The organism is Nocardioides sp. T5, from assembly GCF_048161455.1.
Taxonomy (GTDB): domain Bacteria; phylum Actinomycetota; class Actinomycetes; order Propionibacteriales; family Nocardioidaceae; genus Nocardioides.
In genome coordinates this window covers 2,385,602-2,411,370 of record NZ_CP182415.1, presented here as the reverse complement: position 1 = coordinate 2,411,370, position 25,769 = coordinate 2,385,602, and the positions used below count along the sequence as shown (strand labels likewise).

Below are 25,769 nucleotides of genomic sequence, written 5' to 3'. Positions count from 1 at the left end.
CGGGTCTTCTCGTGCTCGTCGACGCCCACGGTCCCGCCACCGCCGACGAGGCGTGGCGGCGCTTCACCACGCCCGCGACCTGGTCGTCGTGGGCCCCGCTGATCCGTGACGTCGAGGCGACCGACGACGTGCTCGCCGTCGGCACCACCGGCCGGGTGCACGGCCCGGCAGGCGTGGCCGTGGACTTCGAGGTCACCGGGGTTGACCCCGCGCTGCGGTCGTGGACCTGGCGGGCCGGTCGCGGACCGGCCGCGGTGACCATGGACCACCACGTCCTGCCCGCGCCGGGCGGCGGCAGCCGCGCCCTGCTCCGCGTGCCTGCCCCGACGGCCGCCGTGCTGCAGCCCTACCGCGTCCCTGCCGGCGCGGCGCTGCGGGGTCTGGTGCGCGAGCCCGGCGGCGAGGGCGCTCCGCAGGCGGTGGAGTCCTTTGACTTCGCCTTCGCGCCGACGTACGTCCCTCCGGCGCGTGCCTTCGGCATCACTCCCGCCACGACCACGGTCGAGGTCGGCCCGGAGTGGCTGTTCGTGCGGTACGGGCCGTGGCGCCTGGTCACGCCCCGCTCCAACATCGCCTCGGCCGAGCTCACGGGTGGCTTCGCGTGGCACCGGACCGCCGGTCCCCCGCACCTGTCGTTGACCGACCGCGGCGTCTCGTTCACGACGAACGGCGACCGCGCCCTCTGCCTGACCTTCCACGAGCCCGTCCCGGCGATCGACCCCACTGGGACGATCACCCACCCCGGCGTCACGCTCGCCGTCGCCGACCCGCGCCGGCTCGCCGCGTCGCTCGGCCTCGAGCTGGGCTGACGCCGTCGCGGGTCAGGGCCGGGCGACCTCGAGCCCGAGCCACTCCCCCAGCGCGTCGAGCTCAGCGTGCACGCGCCGGCGTCGCGCCGCGGACCAGTCACCGTCCTCGTGCACCGCGTCGACCACGAGCACGGCCGCCTCTCGGTCGGCCGTCGCGTCGACCTTCCCGACCAGCTCGTCGCCGTCGAGCACCGGCATCGCCCAGTAGCCCCACTGCCGCTTCGCTGCGGGCTTGTACATCTCCAGCTGGTAGTCGAAGCCGAACACGTCCTCCATCCGCTTCCGGTCGAAGACCAGCCGGTCCAGGGGCGAGAGGATCGCGGTGCGCCCCTCGAAGGCGTCGAGGTCGGCCAGCCGGTCGGGGTCCACCCGCCACACCCCGCGTACGCCCTCGACGCGGGCGGCCGCACCGGTGCCGCGGACGTCGTACCTCTCGTCCCAGGCCTCCAGCGCCCGTGGTCGGGCGATGCCGAGCGCCCGCAGGCGCCGCGCGGCGAGGACGTGGTGGGCCTCCTCGGCGGGCACCGCCGGGTCACCGGGGTGGACGCGCTCGGCGAGGTCCCAGCGTCTCTCCCTGCCCTCGCGCGAGGCGACCGCCACCTCGCCGCGCGCCTCGAGGCACTCGAGCAGCTTCATCACGTTCTTGTCGTTGGTCCACCCCGTCGAGCGCCACGGCACGTCGCACGTGTCCGGCAGGTCGCGGGCGGCGGTCGGTCCCTCCGCGCGCAGCAGCGCGAGCACGTCGCGGCGACAGCCGTGGTTGGCAGCCACCCAGTCGGCGAGGTCCTCCTGCCACTCCTTGAGCGGCGGCTCGCCGGGCCAGGCGTCCATGTCGGCGCGGTGCAGCGCGACATCCTCGCTGGGCAGCAGCATGGCCCGGAGCTCGACCAGGGCGCCGTCGCCCACCAGCTCCTCGAGGTCCTCCGGCGCGTAGGCCGCCCCGAGCCGGGTCCACAGGGCGAGGTCGGCATGCTGCGCCACGACGCGGGTGAGGTCGACCTGGAGGAACCCGAGGTGTCGGACCACCTCCAGCACGTCGGTGGGGCGCGGCGCGGCGAGCAGCTGGGCGCGTACGGCGATGCGCCGGGCCTGCCTCGGTGTGAGCTCCAGGCTCGGTGGGGCGCCCATGGCGCGATCCTAGGACCCGAGCCCGGTGTGTCGGGGTCACGTCGGCATGACCCGAACGGGTCATTCCTGCCCCAGATCGGTCATTCCCGGCGGGTTCGCGCCCGTCGGGCGCGTTCCGGTGGGACCGTGGACGGCATGTGGGACACCGTCGAGACCAGCTCGGTCCACCTCTCTCACGACCTGCCGTGCAGCGCGTGCGGCCACGGTCGTCACACCTACCTGCCGTGCTCGGACACGTGCAGCTGCGCCCACGGGCGCGACCGCGTGCTCAGCAACGCCTGAGACCCCGGCGCCGCTCTCCTCAGCGCTCGCGGACCGAGTCGTCCTTCGCGCGCCGCGTGACCCTGCGGCGCACCTTGGACACGAAGTGCTCGCGCGGGGGCGGGTTGCCGTCCTCGTCGAGCTCGTAGGACTCCACCTTCGCCAGCCGCGGCCGGTCGTGGTCGTCGACGACCTCGCCGGTGACCCACCACATGCGCAGGCTCGGGCCGGCCAGCCGGAGGAAGGCCAGGTTGTTGTCGAACCACGGCCCCTCGGCGTAGGTCCAGGTGAGCGGCGCGTCAGGCACGTGAGCCGACTTCGACGCGAGGCGTCCCATCGGGCCGGCGACGCCGTAGGAGAGCGCGGCGGTCGCGAAGCGCATGTTGCGCGAGAGCGGGTTGCGGATCGGTGAGCACACGGCCTGGAGGACCGTCGAGCGCAGGACCGGCCCGCCGTGTGTCGTACGCGCCTCGCTGACGTAGCTGTGGTGCACGTCGCCCGAGAGGAACGTGACGGTGGACGGGGCTCGTCCCCGCTCCCCCGCCGCGACCGCCATGACCTGACGCGCGACCTGCTGGAAGCTGTTCTGGAAGGCGCCCCAGTGCTCGAGGTCGACCAGCTGGCGCAGCTTCTCCCCCATCCGGCCGCCACGCTCGCCCCACGCTCCCTGGGCGAGCGCCTCGCTGAACGCCTCGAGGTGGTGCAGCCCGCGCGCGAGCAGGAAGGGCAGGGACGTGCCGACCAGCAGGTGGTCGACGTCGCCGCGCAGCTGCTCGTCGAGCCAGGCGGCCTCGTCGTCGTCGAGCATCGCCCGGTCGTCCGGGTCGAGCTTGCGGGCCGCGCGCGAGTCGACCACCACCAGCCGAGCCTGGGTGTCGAAGTCGCGGGTGTAGCTCCAGCGGTAGGTCTGTGGCTCCTGGTCGACCCTGGCGGCGAACTCGTCGAGGAACGGACCGAGGTCCTGCTCGGCGTCACCCCGGTGCGCGCGCACCTTCGCGTAGACCTCATCCTGCTCCCGCTCGGCGGGCGACATGTTGCCCAGGTGCTGGTAGACCCAGTAGGACGCCAGCCCGGCGACGATGCGTCCGTGCCACCACGAGGTGGCCTCCATCTCCCGACGCCAGTCCATCGACGTGTTCCAGTCGTCGCGGATGTCGTGGTCGTCGAAGATCATCGCGCTCGGCACGGTCGACAGCAGCCACCGGTTCGCGGGATCGGACCACGCGAGCTTGTAGAGGTGGGCGTACTCCTCGTAGTCCTGGAGCTCGGTCCACGGCGGCTGCTCGATGTCGCGGCGGGACTCGATGAACTCGCGCATCGCGTCGGTGGTCTCGTCGGCGTAGACCTGGTCGCCCAGGAACAGCACCAGGTCGGGGAGACGGTCCGGGTCGAGGTCGGCATCGTCCGGGTCGGCGGCCTCGACCTGTCCGGCGACACGCAGTGCCCACGCGCGCAGGGCGTCGACGCCGTGGGTCCTGTTGCCCTTCTCGTCGTGGGAGACCGACGTGCGGCACGAGCCGAACGCCAGGTGCAGTGGCCGGCCCGCCTCGAGGGTGGCGATGACGGGGTCGGGGAACGGCGACCCGACCGGCGGCCACACCCGGTCGCCGTCGATCGTGACCGAGTAGGGCTCCGCGGTGCCCGGAGCGAGCCCGTCGAGCTCGACGAGGGCGTAGTGGTGGTCGTGGACGACGAACGTCGACGCGCTGGCGCTCGCCGTCCCCCGGGCCACCGTGACGCGACCGGGGCCGTCCGTCTCGACCCAGACCGACGCCGAGGTCTCGTCGACGTAGCGGAGCAGCGGACCGAGCAGCAGCTTGTCCTCGGGTGACGTCATGGGCGGAGGAGCACCTTGATCGCGCGACGCTCGTCCATGGCCCGGTAGCCCTCGGCCGCCTCGGCCATCGGGAGCGTCAGGTCGAAGACCCTGCCCGGGTCGATCGCACCCGACAGCACCCGGTCGAGCAGGTCAGGCAGGTAGCGGCGGACCGGGGCCATCCCGCCGGCGAGGCCGACGTTCTTCTGGAACATCCGGCGCACCGGCAGCTCGACGCCGTGCGGCACGCCCACGAAGCCGACCGTCGAGCCCGGGCGCGCGACGGTGAACGCCGTCTTCATGGCGCCGTCGGTGCCGACGCACTCGAGGACGGCGTCGGCGCCGATGCCGTCGGTGAGGTCGGCGATGCGGGCCTCCCCCTCCTTGCCGCGCTCGGCGACGACGTCGGTCGCGCCGAAGGACCGGGCGATCTCCTGACGGGGCTCGTGGCGCGACATCGCGATCACGCGCTCGGCGCCCATCTGAGAGGCCGCGAGCACCCCGCTGAGGCCGACCGCGCCGTCGCCGACCACGACGACGGTGTGCCCGGGCTGCACGCCGGCGGCGACCGCCGCGTGCCAGCCGGTGGCCATCACGTCGGTGAGCGCCAGCAGCGACGGGACCAGGTGCTCGTCAGGCATCCCGTCGGTCGCGACGAGGCTGCCGTCGGCCTGGGTCACCCGGGCGTACTCGCCCTGCCCGCTCTGGGTCATGCCGAGGTTGACGCACGCCGACTGCACCCCCGCGCGGCAGTGCGCGCAGGTGTTGTCGCAGTGGCAGAACGGGACGATCACGAAGTCGCCGACCTTGGTGGCGGAGACCTCCGAGCCCACCTCCTCCACGACGCCGATGCACTCGTGGCCGATCGTCGACCCGGCGCTCACGTCGTTCTCACCGCGGTAGGGCCAGAGGTCGGAGCCGCAGATGCAGCCGGCGACCACCTTGACGATCGCGTCGGTGGGCAGCTCGATCCGCGGGTCGGCGACCTCCTCGACGCGGATGTCACCGGGCGCATGGATGGTGGTGGCACGCATGGGCCGATCCTGCCATGCACGTGTGCACGCCATCCCTCCCTACGGGCGTCCCTCCCGCCGTCGTCGAAGGACGCCCGGGAGCGGCGAACTAGCGTTATCTCATATCTGAGATACCGTTGTCGCATGGCTGACTACAAGGGTCGCATCGGCAACCTCATCCGCGACGCCCGCAAGCACCGCGGGCTCACCCAGCACCAGCTGGCCGAGCTGCTCGGCACGAGCCAGAGTGCGATCAACCGCATCGAGAAGGGCCACCAGAACCTCTCCCTCGAGATGCTGGCCCGCATCGGCGCGGCACTCGACTCCGAGATCGTGGCCCTGGGCGCCGGACCCACGCACCTGCGCGTCGACGGTCCCACCACGCTGTCCGGCTCGATCGACGTCAAGACCTCGAAGAACGCCGGCGTCGCGCTGCTGTGTGCCTCGCTGCTCAACAAGGGTCGTACGACGTTGCGCAAGGTCGCGCGCATCGAGGAGGTCAACCGCCTGCTCGAGGTGCTCAACTCGCTCGGCGTGGCCACCCGCTGGGTCGGTGACGACAACGACCTGGAGATCATCCCGCCCGCGGACCTCAACCTCGCGGCCATCGACGAGACGGCAGCGCGACGTACGCGCTCCGTGATCATGTTCCTCGGCCCGCTGCTGCACCGCTACGACGAGTTCGACCTCCCCTACGCCGGTGGCTGCAACCTCGGCGAGCGCACGGTCGAGCCGCACATGTCGGCGCTGCGTCCCTTCGGCCTCGAGGTGAAGGCGAGCGACGGCAGCTACCACGCCAGCGTCAACCGCACCATCGAGCCGTCCCGGCCGATCGTGCTGACCGAGCGCGGCGACACGGTCACCGAGAACGCCCTCATGGCCGCGGCGCTCCACCCGGGTACGACCGTGATCCGCAACGCCTCGTCCAACTACATGGTCCAGGACCTGTGCTTCTACCTCCAGCGCCTGGGCGTGGAGGTCGAGGGCATCGGCACCACGACGCTCAAGGTCACCGGCCGGTCGTCCATCGACGTCGACGTCGACTACGCCCCCGCCGAGGACCCGATCGAGGCGATGTCGCTCCTCGCGGCCGCCATCGTGACCAAGTCGTCCATCACCATCCGTCGGGTGCCGATCGAGTTCCTCGAGATCGAGCTCGCGACGCTGGAGGAGATGGGATTCCGCTACGACCGCTCCCCCGAGTACGCCGCCCTCAACGGCGAGACCCGGCTGGTGGACATCACCACCCACCCCTCCGAGCTGCGGGCGCCGCTCGACAAGATCCACCCGATGCCGTTCCCCGGCCTCAACATCGACAACCTGCCGTTCTTCGCCGTCATCGCCGCGGTCGCCGAGGGCCAGACGCTCCTCCACGACTGGGTCTACGAGAACCGCGCGATCTACCTCACCGAGCTCAACAAGCTCGGTGCCCAGGTCAAGCTCCTCGACCCGCACCGCGTGCTGATCGAGGGCCCGACGCACTTCTCGGGCGCGGAGATCGTCTGCCCGCCCGCCCTGCGCCCGGCCGTCGTGCTGCTGATCGCGATGCTCGCCTCGAAGGGCCGCAGCGTGCTGCGCTCGACGTACGTCATCCACCGCGGCTACGAGGACCTCGCCGAGCGCCTCAACGAGCTCGGCGCCAACATCGAGACCTTCCGCGACATCTGAGACGGGCAGCCGGCGACGAGGGACGAGTCGCCGGTCGCGGTGTGACCCAGCGCAACCCTGCGGCCTCTCCATCACCCGGCGCAGGGCCATCGCCAAGAACTTGACCCCGACGAACTGCCGCGCTGCCCCGCCGGGGTAGCGATGACCTCAGCACACCTGCCGCGCTGCTCCCCATGACGTCATGAACAATGCCGGTTCGCACCGCGAGAACTCATGACGTCCTGCAAGGCCACACGTGCAGGGCGAACTCAGTCGCCCCGTGCTGATGCAGAGGTCATCCTGGAGCGGCGCAGGTGGTCCGCTCCTTCGCTACCAGCCGGCGCTGCGAGCGCCCTTGTTGACCCGTCGCTGAGCGTCACGCTGTTCATGTGCGTCCAAGCGGCGCTGCCCGTCGGGGTCCAGAGGTTCACCGTTCCTGCTGCGCACGTCACTGACGACCAGGACGAGATAGGCGACGATGACGGCAACCATGAACAGCACGGCTACGACAGCGAAGATGAACTGCAGCACTATGGGGCTCCCCTCGGTCGTCCGCGCACAGGTACGTTTCGATCAAAGCACGGCACGACGGTGCAGTCGAGGTCCGGGGGCGACGGCGTTCCGCTCATCGTCATGAGCGTGCGCTTCCCCGGGACCGATTCAGCCGGGAAGTGGGACACACCCAGTAAGGCACGCAGCGGCGACCGCTCAGCTGAACAACGTCTCGACCCAGGCCCGCGACACCTTGCCGGTCGTCGGTGGGGCGGTCATGTCGGCGGTGATGCGCGGCAGGGGTGCGGTGTGCTGGCCGGCGTTGCGGTGCCAGTCGTTCTCCGCCTCGACCAGCATCCCCAGGTCGGCGCGCGCGAGGAACACCCCGTGCCCCTCAGGGCACGAGCTGACCGTCGCCTCACCGTGGGTCCGCTGGTCCATCTCCACACCACACCGGGGACACGTCATGCTCTCCATCCCCCGACGGTACCGCTGACGTCCATACTTCTGACGTGACGTCGCCCCAACGGTCCGTACCTGCCTACCTCGACAGCGGACGGCCCCTTGCCTTCGCCCACCGTGGTGGCGCCTACCACCCCGACATCGAGGGCCTCGAGAACACGCTGGCCGCGTTCGCGCACGCGGTCGAGCTCGGCTACACCTACCTCGAGACCGACGTCCACGTCACCCGCGACGGCGTCCTGCTGGCGTTCCACGACACCGTCCTGGACCGGGTGACCGACCGCACCGGCAGCATCGCGGACTCGACGTACGCCGAGGTGCAGCAGGCCCTGATCGGCGGTCGCGAGCGGGTGCCGACCCTCGCCGACCTCTTCGACGCCTTCCCGCGGGCTCGCTTCAACATCGACCTCAAGTCCGAGGGCGCGGTCGAGGCGCTCGCGCGCTTCATCGAGGAGCGTCAGGCGTGGGACCGGGTGCTGGTCGGCTCGTTCTCCGGACGCCGGATGAACGCGTTCCGCCGGCGCACGGGTGGCCGGGTGGCCACCTCGGCCCACCCGCTGGAGGTGGTCGCCTTCGTGCTGTCCCCCAGCGCCCGGCTCGCCCGGTGGCTCACCCGCGGGCGTCCGGTGGCGCTGCAGGTCCCCCACCGGCGGGGCCGCGTCCTCGTGGTCTCGCGCGGGCTCGTACGACGGGCCCGCGCGGCCGGCGTCCAGGTGCACGTCTGGACCATCGACGATCCAATTGAGATGAACGCCCTCCTGGACCGTGGTGTCGACGGCATCATGACCGATCGCACGGACATACTCAGGGACGTGCTCCGCGCCCGCGGACAGTGGAACGGCCCCGACCAGCCATGGCAGGGGGACGGCATGGAGGGGGACGCATGACGGACGTGGAGGGCGGGATCGCCAACCTCGCGCCGCTCGAGCAGGCGCGCGAGCAGAAGGCCTGGTACTGGTACGACTGGGCCAACAGCGCCTACACGACCACCATCGGCACCGTCTTCTTCGGCCCCTACTTCATCAACCTGGCCGAGAACGCGGTCGGCGGCGAGGACGGCCGTTTCGAGGTCGGCGGGATCTCCCTGCCGCCCGACTCGCTGTTCTTCTGGCTGATCACGGTCTCCACGATCCTGTCCGCACTGGTCCTGCCCCCGCTGGGGGCCTACGCCGACCGCGTGGCCAACAAGAAGCGCCTGCTCGCGACCCTGGCCTGGATCGGCGCGTTCTTCGCCTCACTGATCTTCTTCGCGACGGGCGACAACTGGCAGCTCGCCGCGGTCGGCATCGTGCTGGGCAACCTGTTCTTCGGCGCGGCCGGCGTGGTCAACGACTCGATCCTGCCGCTCATCTCCGACGAGGACGACCGGGACCGGGTCTCCTCCCGCGGCTGGGCCTTCGGCTACCTCGGCGGCGGCCTCCTCCTCGTGCTCAACCTGGCCGTCTACCTCGGGCACGAGGCCCTCGGGCTCGACGAGGGACTCGCCGCCCGCCTGTGCATGCTGTCGGCAGCCGTGTGGTGGGCCGGGTTCACCCTGATCCCCTTCCTCAAGCTCAACGACCACCCGCCGGTCGCGGTCGAGCAGGTGGAGGGCAACGCGATCCGCCGGAGCTTCGGCCAGCTCGCGGCCACGCTGCGCGACATGCGGCAGTACCCCATGGCCCTGACGTTCCTGATCGCCTACCTGTTCTTCAACGACGGCATCCAGACCGTCATCGCGTCCGCGTCGGTCTACGGCTCGGAGGAGCTCGGCCACGGCCAGACGGTCCTCATCGCCACGATCCTGATGGTGCAGTTCGTGGCCTTCGGCGGTGCGCTGCTGTTCGGCCGGCTCGCCGGCCGGGTGGGCGCCAAGCGGACCATCCTGATGGGACTGGCCATCTGGTGCGTGATCGTCACGGCGGGCCTGTTCCTGCCGGCCGGCAACGTGGCCCTCTTCCTGGTGATGGGCGTGGCCATCGGCATCGTGCTGGGTGGCACGCAGGCCCTCGCCCGGTCCTACTTCTCCCTCCTCATCCCCCGGGGCAAGGAGGCGGAGTACTTCAGCTTCTACCACGCGATGGACCGCGGCACCTCCTGGTTCGGCACGGCCACGTTCGGCATCGTGCTCGCCCTCACCGACTCCTACCGGCCGGCGCTGTTCGCCCTGATCGCCTTCTTCGTGATCGGCGGCCTGCTGCTCACCCGGGTCGACACCGAGCGCGGCATCCGCGAGGCGGGCAACGACGTACCCGCCGTGATCTGAGCCTGCTCGGGGCCAGGTCCACCCCTGGGGGTGAAGTTCGTCTCGCCTGAGCGTGGCCGCCGGCACCATGAATCCGCGGAATTGTGCGGTCCCCGCTACCGTTGAAGATCGTAGAAGTTCCGGTGCGGTCGAGCCGCGTCGCCACGAGCGGCGTCACGAACCATTGTCTGGCTCGTTGCACTGGAAGACCCGAACAACACAACGGGTGTCAGCAACCCAATGGAGGTGGGCACGGTGGCGGAGCGCACACTACGTGGCGCACGGCTCGGCGGCCAGAGTTTCGAGGACGAGCGCGGCATCGAGTTCGCCGCTCGGCAGCAGGTCGGTTACCGGTGCAAGCAGGGGCACGACTTCGAGGTCACGATGTCGGTCGAGGCCGACATCCCGGCCAAGTGGGAGTGCCCGCGATGTGGCGAGGAGGCCCTGAGCACGGCGGGCATCCTCCCCGAGGAGAAGGTCGAGAAGCCGGTGCGCACGCACTGGGACATGCTCCTGGAGCGTCGCTCCGAGAAGGAGCTCGAGGACATCCTCAAGGAGCGGCTGGAGCTGCTGCGCGGCGGCGAGATCGGCCCCGCGCACCTGCACCGCGCCAACAAGAAGAAGCGCGTCAGCTGATCAGCTGATCAGGCTGTCGCTTCACTCGACGACGTCGCCCCGGACCACCGGGCCTCCGGGCCCAGGTCCGGGGCGTTCGTCGTCCCGGGGTCCGGGGCCCGGACCGAAGCCGGTGCCGAAACCGCTCCCGAAGCCGGGAGGGCCGAACGGGCCGCCGAGGCCGGGCGCGACCACCAGTCGCCGCTCGACCACCCGGGTGAGCAGCCGGCGCGCGAGGGGCCGGGTGAACGGCAGGATCAGCACGATGCCCGCGATGTCGAGCACGAATCCCGGGCTGAGCATCAACGTGCCGCCGATGAGGATCAGCGCGCCGTCGGCGATCTCGCGGGCCGGCATCCGACCGAGCTGCAGTGCCTCGCGCAGCGCGGTCCAGGCGCGGCCACCCTCGCGCTTGATCAGCCACGCCCCGAGCAGGCTGTCGAGCACGAGCAGCACGATCGTCCACCAGGGGCCCACGAGCTGGCCGACCTGCAGGATGGCCCAGATCTCGACCAGCGGCACCACGACGAAGGCGGCCGCGAGGACCGGGCGCACCCACCGGCGCCGACGGCGCTGTCCCGCGGCCGGGGTCGGCGTCGTCATGACCGGCCCCTGCTCCCCCGCAGTCGCCGCCGTCGCTCCGAGAGCCCCCAGCGGGTGATCTTCCGCAGCGACTCGGTCGCGACCTGGCCGCTCATCTTGGAGTCGCCCCGCTCGCGCTCGACGAACTCGATCGGGACCTCGGTCAGGCGGAGCCCGCGGCTGAGCGTGCGGTAGGCGAGATCGGTCTGGAACACGTATCCAGTAGACCTCACCGAGCCAAGGTCGATCGCCTCCAGGGTCGTGCGCCGGAACAGGCGGTAGCCGGCGGTGGCGTCCTTGACCCGGATGCCGAGCAGCAGACGGACGTAGAGGTTGCCGCCCCGCGAGAGCAGGAGCCGCTGCAGGGGCCAGTTGACCACCGAGCCGCCGGGGACGTAGCGCGAGCCGATGACGAGGTCGGCCGTGTGGAGCGCGTCGAGGAGCCGCTGGAGCTGCTCGGGCTGGTGCGACCCGTCGGCGTCCATCTCGCCGATGACGTCGTATCCCGATCGGAGCGCGACGTCGAAGCCGTGGAGGTAGGCAGCGCCCAGCCCGGCCTTCTCCGTGCGGTGCACGACGGTGACGGCGGGATCGGCGGCGGCGATCTTGTCGGCGATGTCACCGGTGCCGTCCGGGCTGTTGTCGTCGACGACCAGCACGTCCACGCCCGGCTGGGCGGCGCGCAACCGCCCCACGATCCACTCGAGGTTGTCGGCCTCGTCGTAGGTCGGGATGACCATCACGCACCGGCCGAGACCGTCGACACTCACGCGGGCGTACCTCGCTCCAGGGGCTGCAGCGGCCGGGGCGGCTGCAGGTCGTCATCGGCGGCGCGGTCGCGCCGCCGGCGACGACGATAGGTGATGAGCACGACCGCCGTGTGCACGACGAGGAAGATCAGTGCGAGTCGTCCGGGCCAGACGCCGAGACGGACGGCGAGGGTCTGGCTGGAGCTGAGACCGACGCTCTCCACCAGCACCTCCTGCCCGCGTGCGGGGACCGACGCGACCACCGTGCCGTCAGGTCGTACGACGCCGGAGATCCCGTTGATCGCGGCCACCACCACCCACCGGCCGGTCTCCTGGGCCCGCAGGCGGCTGATCTCGAACTGCTGGGCGAGCTGGCCGGTGCGGCTGAACATCGCGTTGCTCGTCTGCACCGTGACGAGCTCGGCGCCGCGGGCCACCTGGCCGGCGATCCCCTCGTCGTAGGCGACGTCGAAGCAGATCGCGTCGGCGACGAGCAGGTCGCCGATCCGGATCGGCTCCAGGCTGGTGCCGCGGACCATGTCGCGCGGCACCTCGGTGAGCCTGCCGTAGGTGGACGGCATCCAGCTGCTGCCGCGGAAGGGGATGTACTCGCCGTAGGGCACCGGGTGCCGCTTGGTGTAGCGGTCGCCGCTGCCGAGGCCGGGCTGGAAGACGATCCCCTGGTTGAGCACCTGGGTGTCGTCGAGCGGGTTGCTGTTGGTGCCGCCGACCAGGATCGGGACCCCGATGGCGTCGGACGCCGCGACGATGCCGGCGTGGACCTCGGTGTCGAGGAAGGGGTCGACCGCGGTCGAGTTCTCCGGCCACACCACGAAGTCGGGCCGTGGCTGCTCCCCCGCTGCCACCGCGTCGGCGAGCTCCTCGGTCAGCCGCACGTGGTCGGCCGTCACCTCACGGTGCACTGCGGGCACGTTGAGCCCGGTGCCCGGGACGTCTCCCTGCACCGCCGCGACCGTGGCCGTGCCGCTGCGCTCGAGCGGGAACGGCACCAGCGCGGGCGCGAGGGTGACGACGGCCAGCCCCGCCACGACGGCGTACGTCGCACGGGCCGGCGAGCGCAGCTGCAGCAGCACCCACGCGAGCGTCGTACCGGTGAGGGCCACCAGGAAGCTGACGCCCGTCATGCCGATCCACGGCAGGGCGTCGGCCCACGGGGTGTCGGCGGTGGCGAACACGAGCCGGCCGAACGGCATGCCGCTGAAGGGGAAGCCGCTGCGCAGGGTCTCGATGCCGACCCACCACAGCGCGGCGAGGACGGGCCACGCGCGCGACCGCATGCTCCACGAGATCCCGATGCCGAGCGGGACGAAGAAGGCCGCCTCCATGGCGCACATCGCCAGCCAGGCGTCGGTGCCGACCGCGCGCATCCAGACCATCACCGCGTAGACGAACGCCACCCCGAAGAGGAGGCTGGGCAGCCACGCACGACGCGGCTCGAGCCCACGCACGGACAGCACGAGGGCCGCGATCGCGGGAGGCATCACCCAGGAGTGGCCGACCGGCTCGAAAGCGGCTGCCAGCACGAGGCCGCCGACGAGGGCGAGGAGGCAGCGGAGCGGCACGCACAGACCGTAGCCGACGGGTCGGCACGGCGGAGCGCCTGCAGCGGTGCGGGAGGAACCGGGGGGCTTCGGACCAACGCGCACCCGTCTGGCTGACGAGCACGCGGAGTTGTCTACGGCCCCGGGGTCCCTCCCGCATCCAGCCCCCGCGGGGCACCGTCGACCGGTCGACGGACGGTGGGCACCGCTGGCTCCGCGTGCCCCACGTTCGTCTCCGCTCTGCCGAAGGCGCCACCCGCGAGCTGCACAGGCGGACCCGGGAACCCTCCCTCCCCGCGAGACCGGTGTCAACACGTCCCTGACCTGCGACGACGCACGTTGTCGCAGGTCAACGGCATGCACCCCGGACGAAACTCCCCGGACAAATCTCGCGTCGCTCGGCGTGTCGACGCATGACACGCCGAGGTGGCGGGTATCAGCCGCGCGGCGCGGGAGGTACGACGACCGTGCCCGTGGCGGTCGTGGCCACGACCGGCGGGTCCAGCACCTCGGCGCGGCCGGGCGCCTCGTCGCTCGGAGCGCCTCGCCCGACGACGTTCACGGCGAAGTCCATCACCCGGCTGCGGGTGCCCTCCTTGACCAGCGTCGCGGTGATCTCGAGGACGTCACCGGCGCGGACGGGGGCCCGGAACTGCACGTCGGAGTAGGAGGCGAAGAGCCCTTCGTCGCCGTCGAGCACGATGCACATCTCGGTGGCGACGTCGCCGAACAGGCCGAGGCTGTAGGCCCCGTCGACGAGGTTGCCGGCGTAGTGGGCGTGGGAGTAGGGGACGTAGCGGCGGTGGGTCACCACCGTGCCGACCCGGCTGCTGTCACTCATCGGGGTGCTCATGACGCGATCTCCTCGGCGCTCGGACGGGGGCCGGTGAGCCGGTGGACGATGAAGGACGCGACCTCGCCCGGCGTCGTACCCCTGCTGAAGACGCGGTCGACACCGAGCTCGTCGGCCATCGTCTCGTCGAAGCGGGGGCCGCCGACGACCAGGAGCGGGCGCCTGGCGGCCGGGTAGGCCTCGCGGAAGGCCGCGGACATCTCGCGGGTGTTGAGCAGGTGGGCGTCGCGCTGGGTGACGACCTGCGAGACGAGGACGGCGTCGGCCTTCTCCTCACGGGCCGCCTCGACGAGCTGCGGCACCGAGACCTGGGCGCCGAGGTTGACCACCTTGAGCTCGCGGTAGTACTCCAGCCCCTTCTCCCCCGCGAACCCCTTGATGTTGAGGATCGCGTCGATGCCGACGGTGTGGGCGTCGGTGCCGATGCAGCCGCCCACGACGACCAGTCGCCGCCGCATCGACCGCTTGATCGCCGCGTTGGCCTCCTTCGGCGTCAGCAGCGGGTAGTCGCGCTCGACGACCTCGACCGTGCTGGGGTCGACGAGGTGGTTGACCCGGCCGTAGACGACGAAGAACGTGAACCCCTCCCCCATCGGCTTCGCGTGCACGACGAGGGCCGGGTCCATGCCCATCTTGTTCGCGAGCTGCACCGCGGCGCCCTCGGCGACCTTGGAGTGCTCGATCGGGAGGGTGAAGGACAGCTGCACCATGCCGTCGCCGGTGGTGTCGCCGTACGGGCGGATCAGGCTCATGTGCGTACTCGCTTCGCTCCGTGCGCCCACGAGGCACGTGGGGCGCTGTGCTGACTGGTGAGCTCGCTGCGCTCGCTCACTTCTCCTCCAGGATCTCGGTCGCGGGGTTGTAGTAGTCGGCCGCCTTGCGGGCCACGCCCTCGAGCCCCTTGCCCTTGTCGGCGGGACGCTTCATCAGGCCGAAGGTGCCGTCGGCGATGGCGGAGAGCAGCGGCGGCTCACCGGGGACGCTGCGGTCGGCCTTGATCTCCTCGAGCAGGCCGATCGCCTCGCCGAGCACCTCGCGGGCGCGGCCGGCGATGAAGCCGTCGGGCGCGGGGCGGAAGTCCTCGTGGAGCTTGCCGGCGGCGTTCATGACGTAGCGGACGTTCTGCAGGGCCAGGTCCCGGTCGGAGATCCACGGCGTCACGACCGCCTCGGTCATCATGCCGACCAGCAGGATGCCCTGACCGGTGAGGGCGCCGACCAGGTTGAAGAAGCCGTCGAGGAGGTAGCCCTTGAAGATGTCGCCGGTCATGTGGCGCGTCGGCGGCATCCACTTGAGCGGCGCGTCGGGGAAGAGCTCGCGCGCCAGCATCGCGTGCGCCAGCTCGAGGCGGAACGAGTCGGGCACCTCGGGGTCGATCTCGAAGGCGTGGCCCAGGCCGAGCTGCCAGTCCTCGAGCCCGGCCTCCTTGGCGAAGTACTCGTTGAGGAGCTGGCTGGTGGTGACGGTGTGCGCGGCCTCGATCGCGTCGGCGGTGGTGAGGTAGTTGTCCTCGCCGGTGTTGATGATGATGCCTGCGCGGGCGTGGACCTGGCGGCTGAAGCGCTGGTCCACGAAGGTGCGGATCGGGTTGATGTCGCGGAAGAGGATGCCGTACATCGAGTCGTTGAGCATCATGTCGAGCCGCTCGAGTCCGGCGAGCGCTGCGATCTCCGGCATGCAGAGGCCGGAGGCGTAGTTGGTGAGCCGGACGTAGCGGCCGAGCTCCCTCGACGTCTCGTCGAGGGCGGCGCGCATCAGGCGGAAGTTCTCCTGGGTGGCGTAGGTGCCTGCGAAGCCCTCGCGGGTCGCACCCTCGGGCACGAAGTCGAGCAACGACTGGCCGGTCGAACGAATGACGGCGATGACGTCGGCGCCCTCGCGGGCGGCGGCCTGCGCCTGCGGGATGTCCTCGTGGATGTCGCCCGTGGCGACGATGAGGTAGATCCACGGCTTGCTGGGGGCGTCCCCGACCTTGGCGATCATCTTCTCGCGAGCGACGCGCTGGCGGTCGATCTGCTTGATGCCGGCGCCGACGGCCTTGCGGGCGGCAGCGCTCGCACGCTTCGCGTCCCTGCCCTCGGGCACCCGGAAGGTGATCGAGCCGGCCGCTGCCTTCTGCGCGAGGGTGAGCAGGTCGTCACCTTCACCGCGGGCGAGGGCGTCCCACACCGGCAGGCTGACGCCGTGCTCGAGACCGACGTCGGCGCGTACGACGTCGGCGAGCCGGTTCACCCACGGCGTGCCGTCGGGGTCGGCCCCGCCGAGGCCGGCGAGGCGCAGCGTGGCCCGCTCGACGCTGACGGTGGTGTGGTGCTGGGCGAGGTCGACGATCGGCTTGCCGACCTGGCGGGCCAACGTGCGCGCACGGCGTACGTCGGCGCGGTCGATGCCGAGGGAGCTGGTCGTGCGGGCCATGTCAGTGCCTCCGCTCGAAGAGGGCGCGGACGCCGGCGTCGCCGCGCAGCAGCTCCATCGCGTAGGCGGCGTGGCCGGGGACGTAGCCGTTGCCGACGAGCATCCGCACGTCGGCGGCCAGGCCCTCCGCGCCGAGCGCGGCGGCGCTGAAGCTGGTGGCCATGGAGAAGAAGATCACGGTGCCGCCCTCGGCGGTGGCGAGGATCGCCCCGCCCTCGCACCCCGGGACGTCGACGCACACCACGGTGACGTCTGCGGGGCCGCCGGCGGTGGTGACGGCGTCGCGCAGCGCGATCGGGTCGCGGGCGTCGGCGATCGCCACCGCGTCGGCGAGACCCGCGTCGTCGAGCAGGTCGTGCTCGTCCTGGCGGGGAACGATCCCGATCGTGCGTGCGGCACCTGCCTGCCGGGCCGCGGCCAGGCTGAGGGAGCCGGACTTCCCGGCTCCGCCGATCACGGCGACGGTCGGGGCGTGCCCGCGGGCGACGTACTCCTCCACGACGCGGGCCGTGAGCGCCGGGGCGCCGCAGACGTCCATCACGCTCAGCGAGAGGGCCGGGTCGAGGTCGTCGGGGATGACGGCTGCGATGGAGCGGCCGAAGAGCACGGCGTAGCCGTCGCACGGCACCTGCTCGCTGTCACCGTCCCAGCGCGCCAGGCCGTCCTCGATGACGAGCGGGGTCAGGGTCAGGCTGACGAGCGTCGCGACGCGGTCCCCCACGGTCAGGCCGAGAGGCGACTCGGGGCCGACCTCCTCGACGGTGCCGACGAGCATCCCGCCGGAGCCGGTCTCGGGGTTCTGCATCTTGCCCCGGGTGGCGACGATGTCGAGCACCTCCGCGCGTACGGCGTCGGGGTGCCGCTCGCCGTACTTGGTGTGCTTGCGCTCGAGCTGGCGGAACGACGCGGCGTCGAGGTTGAGCCGCTCGACGCGGATCCGCACCTCGTCGGGCCACAGCTCCGCGCGGGTGTCGAGGCGCTGGGCGGCCTGCGGCAGCACCGCGCGGTCGTCGAGGACGCGGTGCAGGCCGGTCGGGTCGCTGGTGCGGACGTCCGACCGGATGTCCGAGGAGGTGTTCATGCAGTGCATCCTTCTAGGTTTTGCATCCAGAACCGGAAATCTTGCGGCGTGGCATTGGACTGGCCGCACGTTCTCCACGTACTCTCCCAGATGTGTCGCCGCACACACAACCGGCGCGCCGTCAGTCCTGACCCGGGTGTGCCCGGGCCACTGCTAGGAGATCGCATGAGCATCGAGACCGCCACCGCGCTGGAAGGGGCACTCGCCACCGGCCAGCCCTACCCCTACCAGCGGGTCGAGCTCGTCGAGCCCGACTGGACCCGGTTCCCGGGCTGGGCCGACGTGAGCGCCGCGGACTGGGCCTCGGTGCAGTGGCAGCGCGCCCACTGCATCAAGAACCTCAAGCAGCTGCGCGAGCTGATGGGCGACCTGCTCGACGAGCGGTTCTACGCCGACCTCGAGCGCGACCAGGCCGAGCGGGCCACGATGTCGATGCTCGTGCCGCCGCAGATGATGAACACGATGGTGCCGCACGTGTCGCCGGCGGGCCCGGGCTCGCTGACCGAGGCGTTCTACACCGACCCGGTGCGCCACTACATGCTGCCGGTCTTCAGCGACCGCCGCACCGACTGGCCCTCCCACCCCCACGCCGCGCGCGACTCGCTCCACGAGCACGACATGTGGGCGACCGAGGGGCTCACCCACCGCTACCCGACCAAGGTGCTCGCCGAGCTGCTCCCGACGTGCCCGCAGTACTGCGGCCACTGCACCCGCATGGACCTCGTCGGCAACTCCACCCCGGTCATCGAGAAGCTGAAGTTCGCCGGCAAGCCCAACGACCGCCTCGGCGACATGCTCGACTACCTCCGGCGTACGCCGTCGGTGCGCGACGTCGTGGTCTCCGGCGGCGACGTCGCCAACATGCCGTGGCCCCGCCTCGAGGCGTTCCTCACCTCCGTGCTGGAGGTCGAGAACATCCGCGACATCCGGCTCGCCACCAAGGCCCTCATCGGCCTGCCGCAGCACTGGCTGCAGCCCGACGTGGTCGAGGGCGTCGGTCGCGTCGCCCAGCTCGCCCGCTCTCGCGGCGTCTCGCTGGCGATGCACACCCACGCGAACCACGCGAACTCCGTGACACCGATCGTCGCCGAGGCGACCCGGGCGATGCTCGACGCCGGCCTGCGCGACGTACGCAACCAGGGGGTGCTGCTCAACGGCGTCAACGCCGACCCGCACGCCCTTCTCGACCTGTGCTTCCGCCTGCTCGACGGCGCGCAGATCATGCCCTACTACTTCTACATGTGCGACATGATCCCGTTCTCGGAGCACTGGCGGGTCTCGCTCGCCGACGCGCAGCGCCTCCAGCACCACATCATGGGCTACCTGCCGGGCTTCGCGACGCCGCGCATCGTGTGCGACGTGCCCTTCGTCGGCAAGCGCTGGGTGCACCAGAACGCCGACTACGACACCGAGCACGGCATCTCCTACTGGACGAAGAACTACCGCACGTCCATCGAGGCCGACGACGTCGAGGCCCTCTCCCGCTACTACGAGTACTACGACCCGATCCACACCCTCCCCGAGTCCGGTCAGCAGTGGTGGGAGCAGCACGGTCGCCTCGACGAGGCCTCGCTCAAGGCTGCCGAGATGGCCGAGGCGTCCCGCCGTACCGCCGCCCTCCAGGCCTACTGACCCGCCCTCCAGCTTCTGCGCGCAGCGCGAGAACTACCTAACATCTTCAGGAATCCCCGGCCGCCCGGGGATTCCTGAAGATGTCGGCCCTTGCACGGCCTGACAGGTTCAGGAACTGACGGCGGCGGCTTGCCGAACCTGACCGCTCGCCGTCCACAGAGGGCCCGCGCCGCCCCTTCTCCACACGCAAGCGCCCGACGGTCAGCGCGGTGTGGGAGGTCACCAGCAGGCTCTCGCGTCATGGAAGCCCGACTTCGTGCCCTCGTCGACGCCAATGGCGTGTTCACCCGCAAAGAGGCCGTCGCGCTCGGCTACCACGACCACGCAATCGCGATGCTGGTGAAGGCAGGTGACTGGGTGCGCGTACGCCGCGGGGCCTATGTGCTCGGCGCCCAGTGGGCCGCGATGAGCGAGAGCCAGCGGTACGCCGCGCTGTGCCGCGCTGCCGTTCTCCAGGCCCGCACCGAGGTCGTCGTCAGCCATCTCAGCTCCGCGAACGAGTACGGCTGCCCGCTGTGGGAGTGCGACCTGACGCGCGTTCACCTGACCCGGGTCGACGCGCGTGCTGGGCGAGCCGAGTCCGGAATCGTCCAGCATCGAGGTGTCATCGCCGAGGGTGACGTGGCGGTCCAGGAGGACGGCCTTCACCTGATGTCGGCGACGCGCACTGCGCTCGAGCTGACGACGTTGCTCGACGTGGAGCATGCGCTCGTGGAGATCGACTTCCTCCTCCACGAGGGCCACACCACGATCGAGGACCTTCAACAGCGCTACGCGGCCATGATGCGCTGGCCGCGCACGCTGGCGACCGACCTGGTCCTGCGGTTGGCCGATGGCCGAAGCGAGTCGGTCGGCGAGACCCGGGCGCGTTTCCTCTGCTGGAGCCAGCACCTGCCGGCACCGGTTCCCAACTTCCCCATCCTCAACGCTCTCGGCGTCGAGATAGCGCGCGTCGACCTGGCGTGGCCCGAACTGCGCGTCTTCCTCGAGTTCGACGGCAGGGTGAAGTACGAGAGCCGGCGCCGTGAGGGCGAGTCCGTGCTTGATTGCGTGCTCCGCGAGAAGCAGCGTGAGTCGCTCATCTGCGAAGTCACCGGGTGGCGCTGCATCCGGATCACGTGGGCCGACCTCTATCGACCCGCTGAGGTCGCAGCTCGGATCCGCGCGCTCTTCGCGCCTGCTGCGGCCTGACCGTAGTCGCGGCAACCGATCCGTCCGGCTGACACGGACTTGCGCCCGACTCACCTGAACTTGTCGGCCCGTGCACGGCCTGACACCTGCAGGAAGAGCCGGCCGCCCGGGGATTCCCGAACATGTCAGGCACTCCTGCGGGCGGGGTGAAGCGGTTCCCGGGTCAGCCGCGGCCGAGGCGGGGCACGAGCGTGTCCACCCCCGGCCCGGAGAGGTCGGCGGGGGTGACGGGGCGGCCGTAGAGGAGGAGCAGCAGCACCTCGGCGGACGCCAGCACGTCGGGTCCGGTGCCGTGGGTCCAGTCGGTGTCGGTCGCCACGAGTCGTACGCCGGCCACCCGGCGTCGCGCGCTGCCCCCGACGACGGCGTTCAACGGCCACGGCGTGCCGAGGGTGAAGTCGGCGAGCGGGGCGAGCGCCTCGACCGGCACCGCACCGGGCAGGCCCAGCGGGCGGCGTACGTCGAGCCCGTGCACGACGGCGTCCGCGAGCGCGGCGACCGGAGGCATGCCGATCGGCGTCGCACCGGTGCGGGCGTTCTCACGCAGCTGCGCGAGGATCGCGTCCCGCCCGCGCTCGGACCAGGCCACCGCCGAGCGGGCGATCATCCGGTTCATCGAGAAGCCGTGCCGGACCATGGCCGCCGCTCCGGCGCCCGCACCCATCACGGGCGCCCACGCGAGGTGCGCGGCGACGTCGATGACCCGCCACTGCGAGCACAGGGACGGGGCCCACCACTGCTCCGGGTCGAGACTCTTCAGGGTCTCGATGAAGCCCTGGCGGTGCGCCCGCGTCAGCTCGGGCGCCGTCGCGGAGCCCTTCACGACGCGCCCCCGCGGAGCGCGCCGAGCATCCCGGCGGGGCGATACGCCATGCCTCACCAGTACGCCTGTCGCGAGCGCGGGTCAAGACCTCGGGCGGTGCGATCCCCGGGTGCCGACCCGCTCGTGCGCCGCGTCGGACTGCCGGGTCAGTCGACCGGGCGGTTCTCGAAGGGCGTCGAGAGGACGATCGTGGTGCGTGTGGAGACGCTGGCCGCACCGCGGATCCGGGCGAGGAGCTCCTCGAGCGCGAGGGGCGTCGCCACGCGGATCTTGAGGATGTAGGACTCCTCGCCGGCCACCGACCAGCACGACTCGATCTCCGCGATGCCCCGCAGCCGGTCGGGGTAGTCGTCGGGCTGCGACGGGTCGATCGGCGTGATGGAGATGAAGGCGGTCAGCGGTCGACCGAGCTGGTCGTGGTCGACGGTGGCGCCGTAGCCCGTGATCAACCCACGCTGCTCGAGCCGCTTGACCCGCTGGTGCACCGCGGACGTCGACAGGTCCGTCGCCTTGCCCAGGTCGGTGAACGACATGCGTCCGTCGGCGGCCAGCAGCGCGAGGATCTGCCGGTCCTTGGACTCGACCTCGGAGGAGCTCACGCGCGACACCCTAGTGGGAGCCGGACAGCGCCTCCACCAGGCGCACGGCAGACGAGCCGAGGCCCCACTTCGCGTCGAGGGCGACGACGGCCTCGTGGTCGGCAGGCGTGCGCGGACGACTCAGGTCGCGCCCGCCGAGGTCGAGGTCGCGGCGTACGGCGACCACGCGGGGTGCGACGGCCAGGTAGTCGGCGGCGGCCTTGATCTTGCCGCGCGGTCCTGGACCCATGTCGGAGTCGGGGTCGCCCGCTGCGGTGATGATCGCGTCGATGGTGCCGAATCGCTCGAGCAGCGTCGCCGCGGTCTTGTCGCCAACCCCGGCCACGCCCGGGAGCCCGTCGGAGGCGTCGCCGCGCAGCGTGGCGAGGTCGGCGTACTGGTGGGCGTCGACGCCGTACTTGCCCCGCACCCAGGCGTTGTCGACGCGCTCGTGCTTGCTGACGCCGCGGGCGACGTAGAGCACGCGGACCTCGGCGTCGTCGTCGACGAGCTGGAACAGGTCGCGGTCGCCGGTGACGATGTCGACCGGCATGCCGGCACCCGTGGCGAGGGTGCCGATCACGTCGTCGGCCTCCATCTCGGCGTGGCCGACGACGGGGATGCCGTAGGCCTCCAGCACCGACTGGATGATCGGGACCTGCGTCTCCAGCGGGTCCGGCACCTCCTCGACGTCGGGACGGGGGCCCGGGACCTCACGCACCACCCGGTGGGCCTTGTAGGACGGGAGCAGGTCGACGCGCCACTGCGGTCGCCAGTCGTCGTCCCAGCAGCACGCCAGGTGCGTCGGGTCGTACTCCCCCACCAGCCGGCTGATGAAGTCCATCAGGCCCCGCACGGCGTTCACCGGGGTGCCGTCGGGCGCCTTCACGGAGTCGGGCACGCCGAAGAACGCCCGGAAGTAGAGCGAGGCGGTGTCGAGCAGCAGGAGGCGCTGGCCGGTGTCGGCGGGCTCGGCAGTCATGGGGGTCAGCCTCTCACTCGGCGAGGACGCTGTAGGCGATCACGCCGCGCTTGAGCAGCCGGGCGGTCGCCCGCGCCGTGTCGCGCAGGTCCCGCTCCCCCGCCGCGTCGGCCACCTGGCCGCACAGGTCGAGCAGCTGCTTCATCCAGCGCACGAAGTCGCCGGCCGAGAGCCCGGTCACCATGAGCACGTCGTCGAGGTCGTCGCCCTCGGCCCAGCGCCATGCGGCCCAGGCGAAGCCCATGTCGGGCTCGCGGAGGAAGTCGAGGCGGTGGTCGCGCTCGAGCGCGTCGAGCTGGCCCCACAGACGTACGAGCTCGGCGAGCACGGGTCGCACCTGTCCGCCGGGCATCTTGGGCGACGAGGCGTCGTCGGCGCGTCGGGCCTCGAACACCAGCGCGGAGAGCACGGCGGCGAGCTCGGACGGCGCGAGGCCGTCGAACAGGCCGGCCCGGATCGCCTCGGCGGCGACGAGGTCCATGTCGGTGTAGATCCGCCGCAGGTGGGAGCCCTTCTCGGTGACCGAGTCGCCCTCGAGGTAGCCGAGCGCGGTCAGCACGTCGCAGACGCGGTCGAAGGTGCGCGCGACGGTGTTGGTGCGGTTGTCCACCCGCCGCTTGAGGGTCTCGGTGTCGCGCTCGAGCTTGAAGTAGCGCTCGGCCCACCGGGCGTGGTCCTCGCGCTCGGGGCACTGGTGGCAGGGGTGTGCCTTGAGGTCGGCGCGCAGACGCCCGATCTCGCGGTCGGTGGGGGTGTCGCTGAAGGAGTCGCGCTGCTTCGTACGCCGTTCGCCGGGGGCGTCGAGCCCGTGGGCCTTGGCGCGCAGCGCGGTCGCGAGGTCTCGGCGCATCGCGGGGTTGCGCCCGTTGAACGACTTCGGGATCCGCAGCCGGCCGACGGCCTCCACGGGGGTCGGGAAGTCCATCGGGGCGAGGCGCCGGGCCTGCCGGTCGGCGGTCAGGACGTAGGGGCGCGGCTCGTCGCCGGAGTGGCCCGGGTCGATCACGACCGCGAGGCCACTGAACTTGCCCGCCGGTACGTGGATCACGTCGCCCGGTCGGAGCTTGCCGAGCGACCGCATCGCCTCCTCGCGCCGGTCGTGCCGGCGCTCGCGCGCGGCACCCTTCTCGAGGTCGGAGATCCGGCGCCGGAGGCCGGCGTACTCCATGAAGTCGCCGACGTGGCACGTCGCGGCCTCGCGGTAGCCCTCGAGGGCCTCCTCGGCCTTGTGCACCTGTCGGGCCAGCCCGACGACGGCCTTGTCGGCCTGGAACTGGGCGAAGGACTGCTCGAGCAGCTCGCGCGAGGTGGCGCGACCGAACTGGTGGACCAGGTTGACGGCCATGTTGTAGGAGGGCCGGAACGACGAGCGGAGCGGGTAGGTGCGGGTGGAGGCGAGGCCGGCGACCTCGCGCGGGTTCATCCCGGGCTGGTAGAGCACGACGCCGTGGCCCTCGATGTCGAGACCGCGCCGACCGGCCCGCCCGGTGAGCTGGGTGTACTCCCCCGGGGTCAGGTCGGCGTGGGTCTCGCCGTTCCACTTCGACAGCTTCTCGATCACGACGGTGCGGGCCGGCATGTTGATGCCGAGGGCCAGCGTCTCGGTCGCGAAGACGACCTTGACCAGGCCCTCCTGGAACAACTCCTCCACCACCTGCTTGAACGCCGGCAGCAGCCCGGCGTGGTGCGCGGCGACGCCGCGGGTGAGGCCGTCGAGGAACTCGTGGTAGCCCAGGACGTGCAGGTCCTCCTCGGGCAGCGTGCGGGAGGCCTCCTCGACCCGCGCGAAGATCTCGTCGCGCTCCGCAGCGGTCGTCAGGCGGGTGTTGGCCTGGACGAGCTGGGTGACCGCGGCGTCGCAGCCGGCCCGGCTGAAGATGAACACGATCGCCGGCAGCAGGCCCTCGCGGTCGAGCCGCTCCACGACGTCGACGCGGCTCGGGATCCACACGCGCCGGCCGTTGCCGACGGCGCGGGGGTTCTTCGACGACCCGGGCTTGCCCTTGCGCGGCGAGCGCCGGTCGCGCATCAGCCGCGAGCTGGCCCAGTCGTCGCGGGCGATGCGGGTCAGCTCGTCGTTGACCGGCGCGCCCTCCTTGACGAAGCCCGCGCTGGCGTCGACGTCGGAGGAGGCGAACAGGTCGAGCAGGCGGCGCCCGACCATGACGTGCTGGAACAGTGGTACGGGGCGCTTCTCCTCGAGGATCGTGGTGGTCTCGCCCCGGACGGTGGCCAGCCACTCGCCGAACTCCTCGGCGTTGGAGACCGTCGCGGACAGGGACACGAGCGTCACGGACTCCGGGAGGTGGATGATGACCTCCTCCCACACCGCGCCACGCATCCGGTCGGCGAGGTAGTGCACCTCGTCCATCACCACGAAGCCGAGGCCGAGCAGCGTGCGCGAGCCGGCGTAGAGCATGTTGCGCAGGACCTCGGTGGTCATCACGACCACGGGTGCCTCGCCGTTGACGACGTTGTCGCCGGTCAGCAGGCCGACGTTGTCGGCGCCGTAGCGCTTCACCAGGTCGTGGTACTTCTGGTTGGACAGCGCCTTGATCGGCGTGGTGTAGAACGCCTTGCGCCCGGTCTGCAGGGCGAGGTGGATGGCGAACTCGCCGACGACGGTCTTGCCCGAACCCGTCGGGGCCGCGACCAGCACGCCGCGGCCGTCCTCGATCTCGCGGCACGCGCGCAGCTGGAAGTCGTCGAGCTCGAAGCCGTAGAGGCCCTCGAAGTCCTTGAGCATCGGGTAGGGCTTCTCGCGCTGGAAGGCCGCGTAGCGCTCGGCGGGCGTGGGCTGGTCGTCGGGGGTGCTCATGCGGGGTCCCTGCGGCGTTGTTCGGAGGAGCGGAGC

At 71.3% G+C, this 25,769-nt stretch carries 24 protein-coding genes; 8 read left to right on the top strand and 16 right to left on the bottom strand.

Annotation, left to right across the window (positions count from 1 at the left end):
• Positions 1–11: 11 nt before the first annotated feature.
• Positions 12–809, top strand: coding sequence for an SRPBCC family protein (locus tag ACNKF0_RS11665; RefSeq protein WP_416952298.1), 798 nt, complete (start codon positions 12–14; stop codon positions 807–809).
• Positions 810–821: 12 nt separating this feature from the next.
• Here ACNKF0_RS11665 and ACNKF0_RS11660 read toward each other — a convergent pair whose 3' ends face one another.
• A complete protein-coding gene (locus ACNKF0_RS11660) occupies positions 822–1,937 on the bottom strand; it encodes a DNA glycosylase AlkZ-like family protein (RefSeq protein ID WP_416952296.1) in 1,116 nt (371 codons plus the stop codon).
• 135 nt (positions 1,938–2,072) lie between these two features.
• Here ACNKF0_RS11660 and ACNKF0_RS11655 point away from each other — a divergent pair, with 135 nt between their 5' ends.
• Complete coding sequence (locus ACNKF0_RS11655) at positions 2,073–2,219, top strand: hypothetical protein (protein ID WP_416952294.1); 147 nt, start codon at positions 2,073–2,075, stop codon at positions 2,217–2,219.
• Between the two features lie 19 nt (positions 2,220–2,238).
• Here the strand turns inward: ACNKF0_RS11655 and ACNKF0_RS11650 are convergent, their stop codons facing one another.
• Entirely contained in the window at positions 2,239–4,035 is a 1,797-nt protein-coding gene (locus tag ACNKF0_RS11650; RefSeq protein ID WP_416952292.1) for an alkaline phosphatase D family protein, read from the bottom strand.
• Positions 4,032–5,048 carry a zinc-dependent alcohol dehydrogenase family protein gene (locus tag ACNKF0_RS11645; RefSeq protein ID WP_416952289.1) on the bottom strand — a complete coding sequence of 339 codons (1,017 nt, stop codon included), beginning with the start codon at positions 5,046–5,048 and terminating at the stop codon, positions 4,032–4,034. Before ACNKF0_RS11645 ends, ACNKF0_RS11650 begins: the two co-directional genes overlap by 4 nt.
• A gap of 123 nt (positions 5,049–5,171) precedes the next feature.
• Here ACNKF0_RS11645 and ACNKF0_RS11640 point away from each other — a divergent pair, with 123 nt between their 5' ends.
• Complete coding sequence (locus tag ACNKF0_RS11640) at positions 5,172–6,695, top strand: helix-turn-helix domain-containing protein (protein ID WP_299928411.1); 1,524 nt, start codon at positions 5,172–5,174, stop codon at positions 6,693–6,695.
• Between the two features lie 309 nt (positions 6,696–7,004).
• Here ACNKF0_RS11640 and ACNKF0_RS11635 read toward each other — a convergent pair whose 3' ends face one another.
• Entirely contained in the window at positions 7,005–7,205 is a 201-nt protein-coding gene (locus ACNKF0_RS11635) for a hypothetical protein (protein WP_416952286.1), read from the bottom strand.
• Between the two features lie 177 nt (positions 7,206–7,382).
• Positions 7,383–7,607 (bottom strand): hypothetical protein, encoded by a 225-nt coding sequence (locus ACNKF0_RS11630; protein ID WP_416952284.1) that lies wholly within the window; start codon positions 7,605–7,607, stop codon positions 7,383–7,385.
• Positions 7,608–7,678: 71 nt separating this feature from the next.
• Between ACNKF0_RS11630 and ACNKF0_RS11625 the strand changes: the two genes are divergently transcribed.
• The 3 genes from ACNKF0_RS11625 to ACNKF0_RS11615 all read left to right on the top strand — a co-directional run bounded on the left by ACNKF0_RS11625 (position 7,679) and on the right by ACNKF0_RS11615 (position 10,488).
• Complete coding sequence (locus ACNKF0_RS11625; RefSeq protein WP_416952282.1) at positions 7,679–8,515, top strand: glycerophosphodiester phosphodiesterase; 837 nt, start codon at positions 7,679–7,681, stop codon at positions 8,513–8,515.
• Complete coding sequence (locus ACNKF0_RS11620; RefSeq protein WP_299928423.1) at positions 8,512–9,873, top strand: MFS transporter; 1,362 nt, start codon at positions 8,512–8,514, stop codon at positions 9,871–9,873. Before ACNKF0_RS11625 ends, ACNKF0_RS11620 begins: the two co-directional genes overlap by 4 nt.
• Before the next feature lie 234 nt (positions 9,874–10,107).
• Positions 10,108–10,488 carry an RNA polymerase-binding protein RbpA gene (locus ACNKF0_RS11615; protein WP_056907751.1) on the top strand — a complete coding sequence of 127 codons (381 nt, stop codon included), beginning with the start codon at positions 10,108–10,110 and terminating at the stop codon, positions 10,486–10,488.
• Positions 10,489–10,509: 21 nt separating this feature from the next.
• On the opposite strand, the gene ACNKF0_RS11610 is transcribed toward ACNKF0_RS11615, so the two are convergent.
• The 7 genes from ACNKF0_RS11610 to ACNKF0_RS11580 form a co-directional block, all read right to left on the bottom strand.
• Complete coding sequence (locus ACNKF0_RS11610; RefSeq protein ID WP_416952279.1) at positions 10,510–11,070, bottom strand: FxsA family protein; 561 nt, start codon at positions 11,068–11,070, stop codon at positions 10,510–10,512.
• Positions 11,067–11,819, bottom strand: coding sequence for a polyprenol monophosphomannose synthase (locus tag ACNKF0_RS11605; protein WP_416952277.1), 753 nt, complete (start codon positions 11,817–11,819; stop codon positions 11,067–11,069). The genes ACNKF0_RS11610 and ACNKF0_RS11605 overlap by 4 nt, the downstream gene beginning before the upstream one ends.
• Positions 11,816–13,381, bottom strand: coding sequence for an apolipoprotein N-acyltransferase (lnt, locus tag ACNKF0_RS11600; RefSeq protein ID WP_416952275.1), 1,566 nt, complete (start codon positions 13,379–13,381; stop codon positions 11,816–11,818). Before lnt ends, ACNKF0_RS11605 begins: the two co-directional genes overlap by 4 nt.
• A 415-nt stretch (positions 13,382–13,796) precedes the next feature.
• Positions 13,797–14,213 (bottom strand): hotdog domain-containing protein, encoded by a 417-nt coding sequence (locus ACNKF0_RS11595; RefSeq protein WP_416952273.1) that lies wholly within the window; start codon positions 14,211–14,213, stop codon positions 13,797–13,799.
• The gene (locus ACNKF0_RS11590; protein WP_416952271.1) at positions 14,210–14,965 is read right to left on the bottom strand and encodes an OAM dimerization domain-containing protein; all 756 of its coding nucleotides are present in this window, start codon (positions 14,963–14,965) and stop codon (positions 14,210–14,212) included. Before ACNKF0_RS11590 ends, ACNKF0_RS11595 begins: the two co-directional genes overlap by 4 nt.
• Positions 14,966–15,041: 76 nt before the next feature.
• Positions 15,042–16,628 (bottom strand): lysine 5,6-aminomutase subunit alpha, encoded by a 1,587-nt coding sequence (locus ACNKF0_RS11585; RefSeq protein ID WP_416952269.1) that lies wholly within the window; start codon positions 16,626–16,628, stop codon positions 15,042–15,044.
• Position 16,629: 1 nt separating this feature from the next.
• Positions 16,630–17,709, bottom strand: coding sequence for an L-erythro-3,5-diaminohexanoate dehydrogenase (locus tag ACNKF0_RS11580; RefSeq protein ID WP_416952267.1), 1,080 nt, complete (start codon positions 17,707–17,709; stop codon positions 16,630–16,632).
• A gap of 165 nt (positions 17,710–17,874) precedes the next feature.
• Here ACNKF0_RS11580 and ACNKF0_RS11575 point away from each other — a divergent pair, with 165 nt between their 5' ends.
• Together ACNKF0_RS11575 and ACNKF0_RS11570 are read left to right on the top strand one after the other, a co-directional pair.
• Complete coding sequence (locus tag ACNKF0_RS11575) at positions 17,875–19,341, top strand: KamA family radical SAM protein (RefSeq protein ID WP_416952265.1); 1,467 nt, start codon at positions 17,875–17,877, stop codon at positions 19,339–19,341.
• A gap of 240 nt (positions 19,342–19,581) precedes the next feature.
• The gene (locus ACNKF0_RS11570; protein WP_416952263.1) at positions 19,582–20,532 is read left to right on the top strand and encodes a type IV toxin-antitoxin system AbiEi family antitoxin domain-containing protein; all 951 of its coding nucleotides are present in this window, start codon (positions 19,582–19,584) and stop codon (positions 20,530–20,532) included.
• Positions 20,533–20,695: 163 nt separating this feature from the next.
• On the opposite strand, the gene ACNKF0_RS11565 is transcribed toward ACNKF0_RS11570, so the two are convergent.
• The 4 genes from ACNKF0_RS11565 to ACNKF0_RS11550 all read right to left on the bottom strand — a co-directional run bounded on the left by ACNKF0_RS11565 (position 20,696) and on the right by ACNKF0_RS11550 (position 25,733).
• Positions 20,696–21,355 carry a maleylpyruvate isomerase family mycothiol-dependent enzyme gene (locus tag ACNKF0_RS11565; protein WP_416952261.1) on the bottom strand — a complete coding sequence of 220 codons (660 nt, stop codon included), beginning with the start codon at positions 21,353–21,355 and terminating at the stop codon, positions 20,696–20,698.
• A 146-nt stretch (positions 21,356–21,501) separates the two neighbouring features.
• Complete coding sequence (locus tag ACNKF0_RS11560) at positions 21,502–21,888, bottom strand: Lrp/AsnC family transcriptional regulator (RefSeq protein ID WP_416958487.1); 387 nt, start codon at positions 21,886–21,888, stop codon at positions 21,502–21,504.
• A gap of 76 nt (positions 21,889–21,964) precedes the next feature.
• Positions 21,965–22,915 (bottom strand): 5'-3' exonuclease, encoded by a 951-nt coding sequence (locus tag ACNKF0_RS11555; RefSeq protein WP_416952259.1) that lies wholly within the window; start codon positions 22,913–22,915, stop codon positions 21,965–21,967.
• Between the two features lie 13 nt (positions 22,916–22,928).
• A complete protein-coding gene (locus ACNKF0_RS11550; RefSeq protein ID WP_416952257.1) occupies positions 22,929–25,733 on the bottom strand; it encodes a DEAD/DEAH box helicase in 2,805 nt (934 codons plus the stop codon).
• Between the last annotated feature and the right edge of the window lie 36 nt (positions 25,734–25,769).

Bases quoted from the DNA above. Each gene is read 5' to 3' on its own strand.
- ACNKF0_RS11630 (WP_416952284.1), bottom strand. From the start codon at position 7,607: ATGGACCAGCGGACCCACGGTGAGGCGACGGTCAGCTCGTGCCCTGAG.
- ACNKF0_RS11640 (WP_299928411.1), top strand. From the start codon at position 5,172: ATGGCTGACTACAAGGGTCGCATCGGCAACCTCATCCGCGACGCCCGC.
- ACNKF0_RS11620 (WP_299928423.1), top strand. From the start codon at position 8,512: ATGACGGACGTGGAGGGCGGGATCGCCAACCTCGCGCCGCTCGAGCAG.
- ACNKF0_RS11580 (WP_416952267.1), bottom strand. From the start codon at position 17,709: ATGAACACCTCCTCGGACATCCGGTCGGACGTCCGCACCAGCGACCCG.
- ACNKF0_RS11650 (WP_416952292.1), bottom strand. From the start codon at position 4,035: ATGACGTCACCCGAGGACAAGCTGCTGCTCGGTCCGCTGCTCCGCTAC.
- ACNKF0_RS11575 (WP_416952265.1), top strand. From the start codon at position 17,875: ATGAGCATCGAGACCGCCACCGCGCTGGAAGGGGCACTCGCCACCGGC.
- ACNKF0_RS11590 (WP_416952271.1), bottom strand. From the start codon at position 14,965: ATGAGCCTGATCCGCCCGTACGGCGACACCACCGGCGACGGCATGGTG.
- ACNKF0_RS11645 (WP_416952289.1), bottom strand. From the start codon at position 5,048: ATGCGTGCCACCACCATCCATGCGCCCGGTGACATCCGCGTCGAGGAG.
- ACNKF0_RS11550 (WP_416952257.1), bottom strand. From the start codon at position 25,733: ATGAGCACCCCCGACGACCAGCCCACGCCCGCCGAGCGCTACGCGGCC.
- ACNKF0_RS11660 (WP_416952296.1), bottom strand. From the start codon at position 1,937: ATGGGCGCCCCACCGAGCCTGGAGCTCACACCGAGGCAGGCCCGGCGC.
- ACNKF0_RS11655 (WP_416952294.1), top strand. From the start codon at position 2,073: ATGTGGGACACCGTCGAGACCAGCTCGGTCCACCTCTCTCACGACCTG.
- ACNKF0_RS11595 (WP_416952273.1), bottom strand. From the start codon at position 14,213: ATGAGCACCCCGATGAGTGACAGCAGCCGGGTCGGCACGGTGGTGACC.
- ACNKF0_RS11560 (WP_416958487.1), bottom strand. From the start codon at position 21,888: ATGTCGTTCACCGACCTGGGCAAGGCGACGGACCTGTCGACGTCCGCG.
- ACNKF0_RS11555 (WP_416952259.1), bottom strand. From the start codon at position 22,915: ATGACTGCCGAGCCCGCCGACACCGGCCAGCGCCTCCTGCTGCTCGAC.
- ACNKF0_RS11585 (WP_416952269.1), bottom strand. From the start codon at position 16,628: ATGGCCCGCACGACCAGCTCCCTCGGCATCGACCGCGCCGACGTACGC.
- ACNKF0_RS11570 (WP_416952263.1), top strand. From the start codon at position 19,582: ATGGAAGCCCGACTTCGTGCCCTCGTCGACGCCAATGGCGTGTTCACC.
- ACNKF0_RS11610 (WP_416952279.1), bottom strand. From the start codon at position 11,070: ATGACGACGCCGACCCCGGCCGCGGGACAGCGCCGTCGGCGCCGGTGG.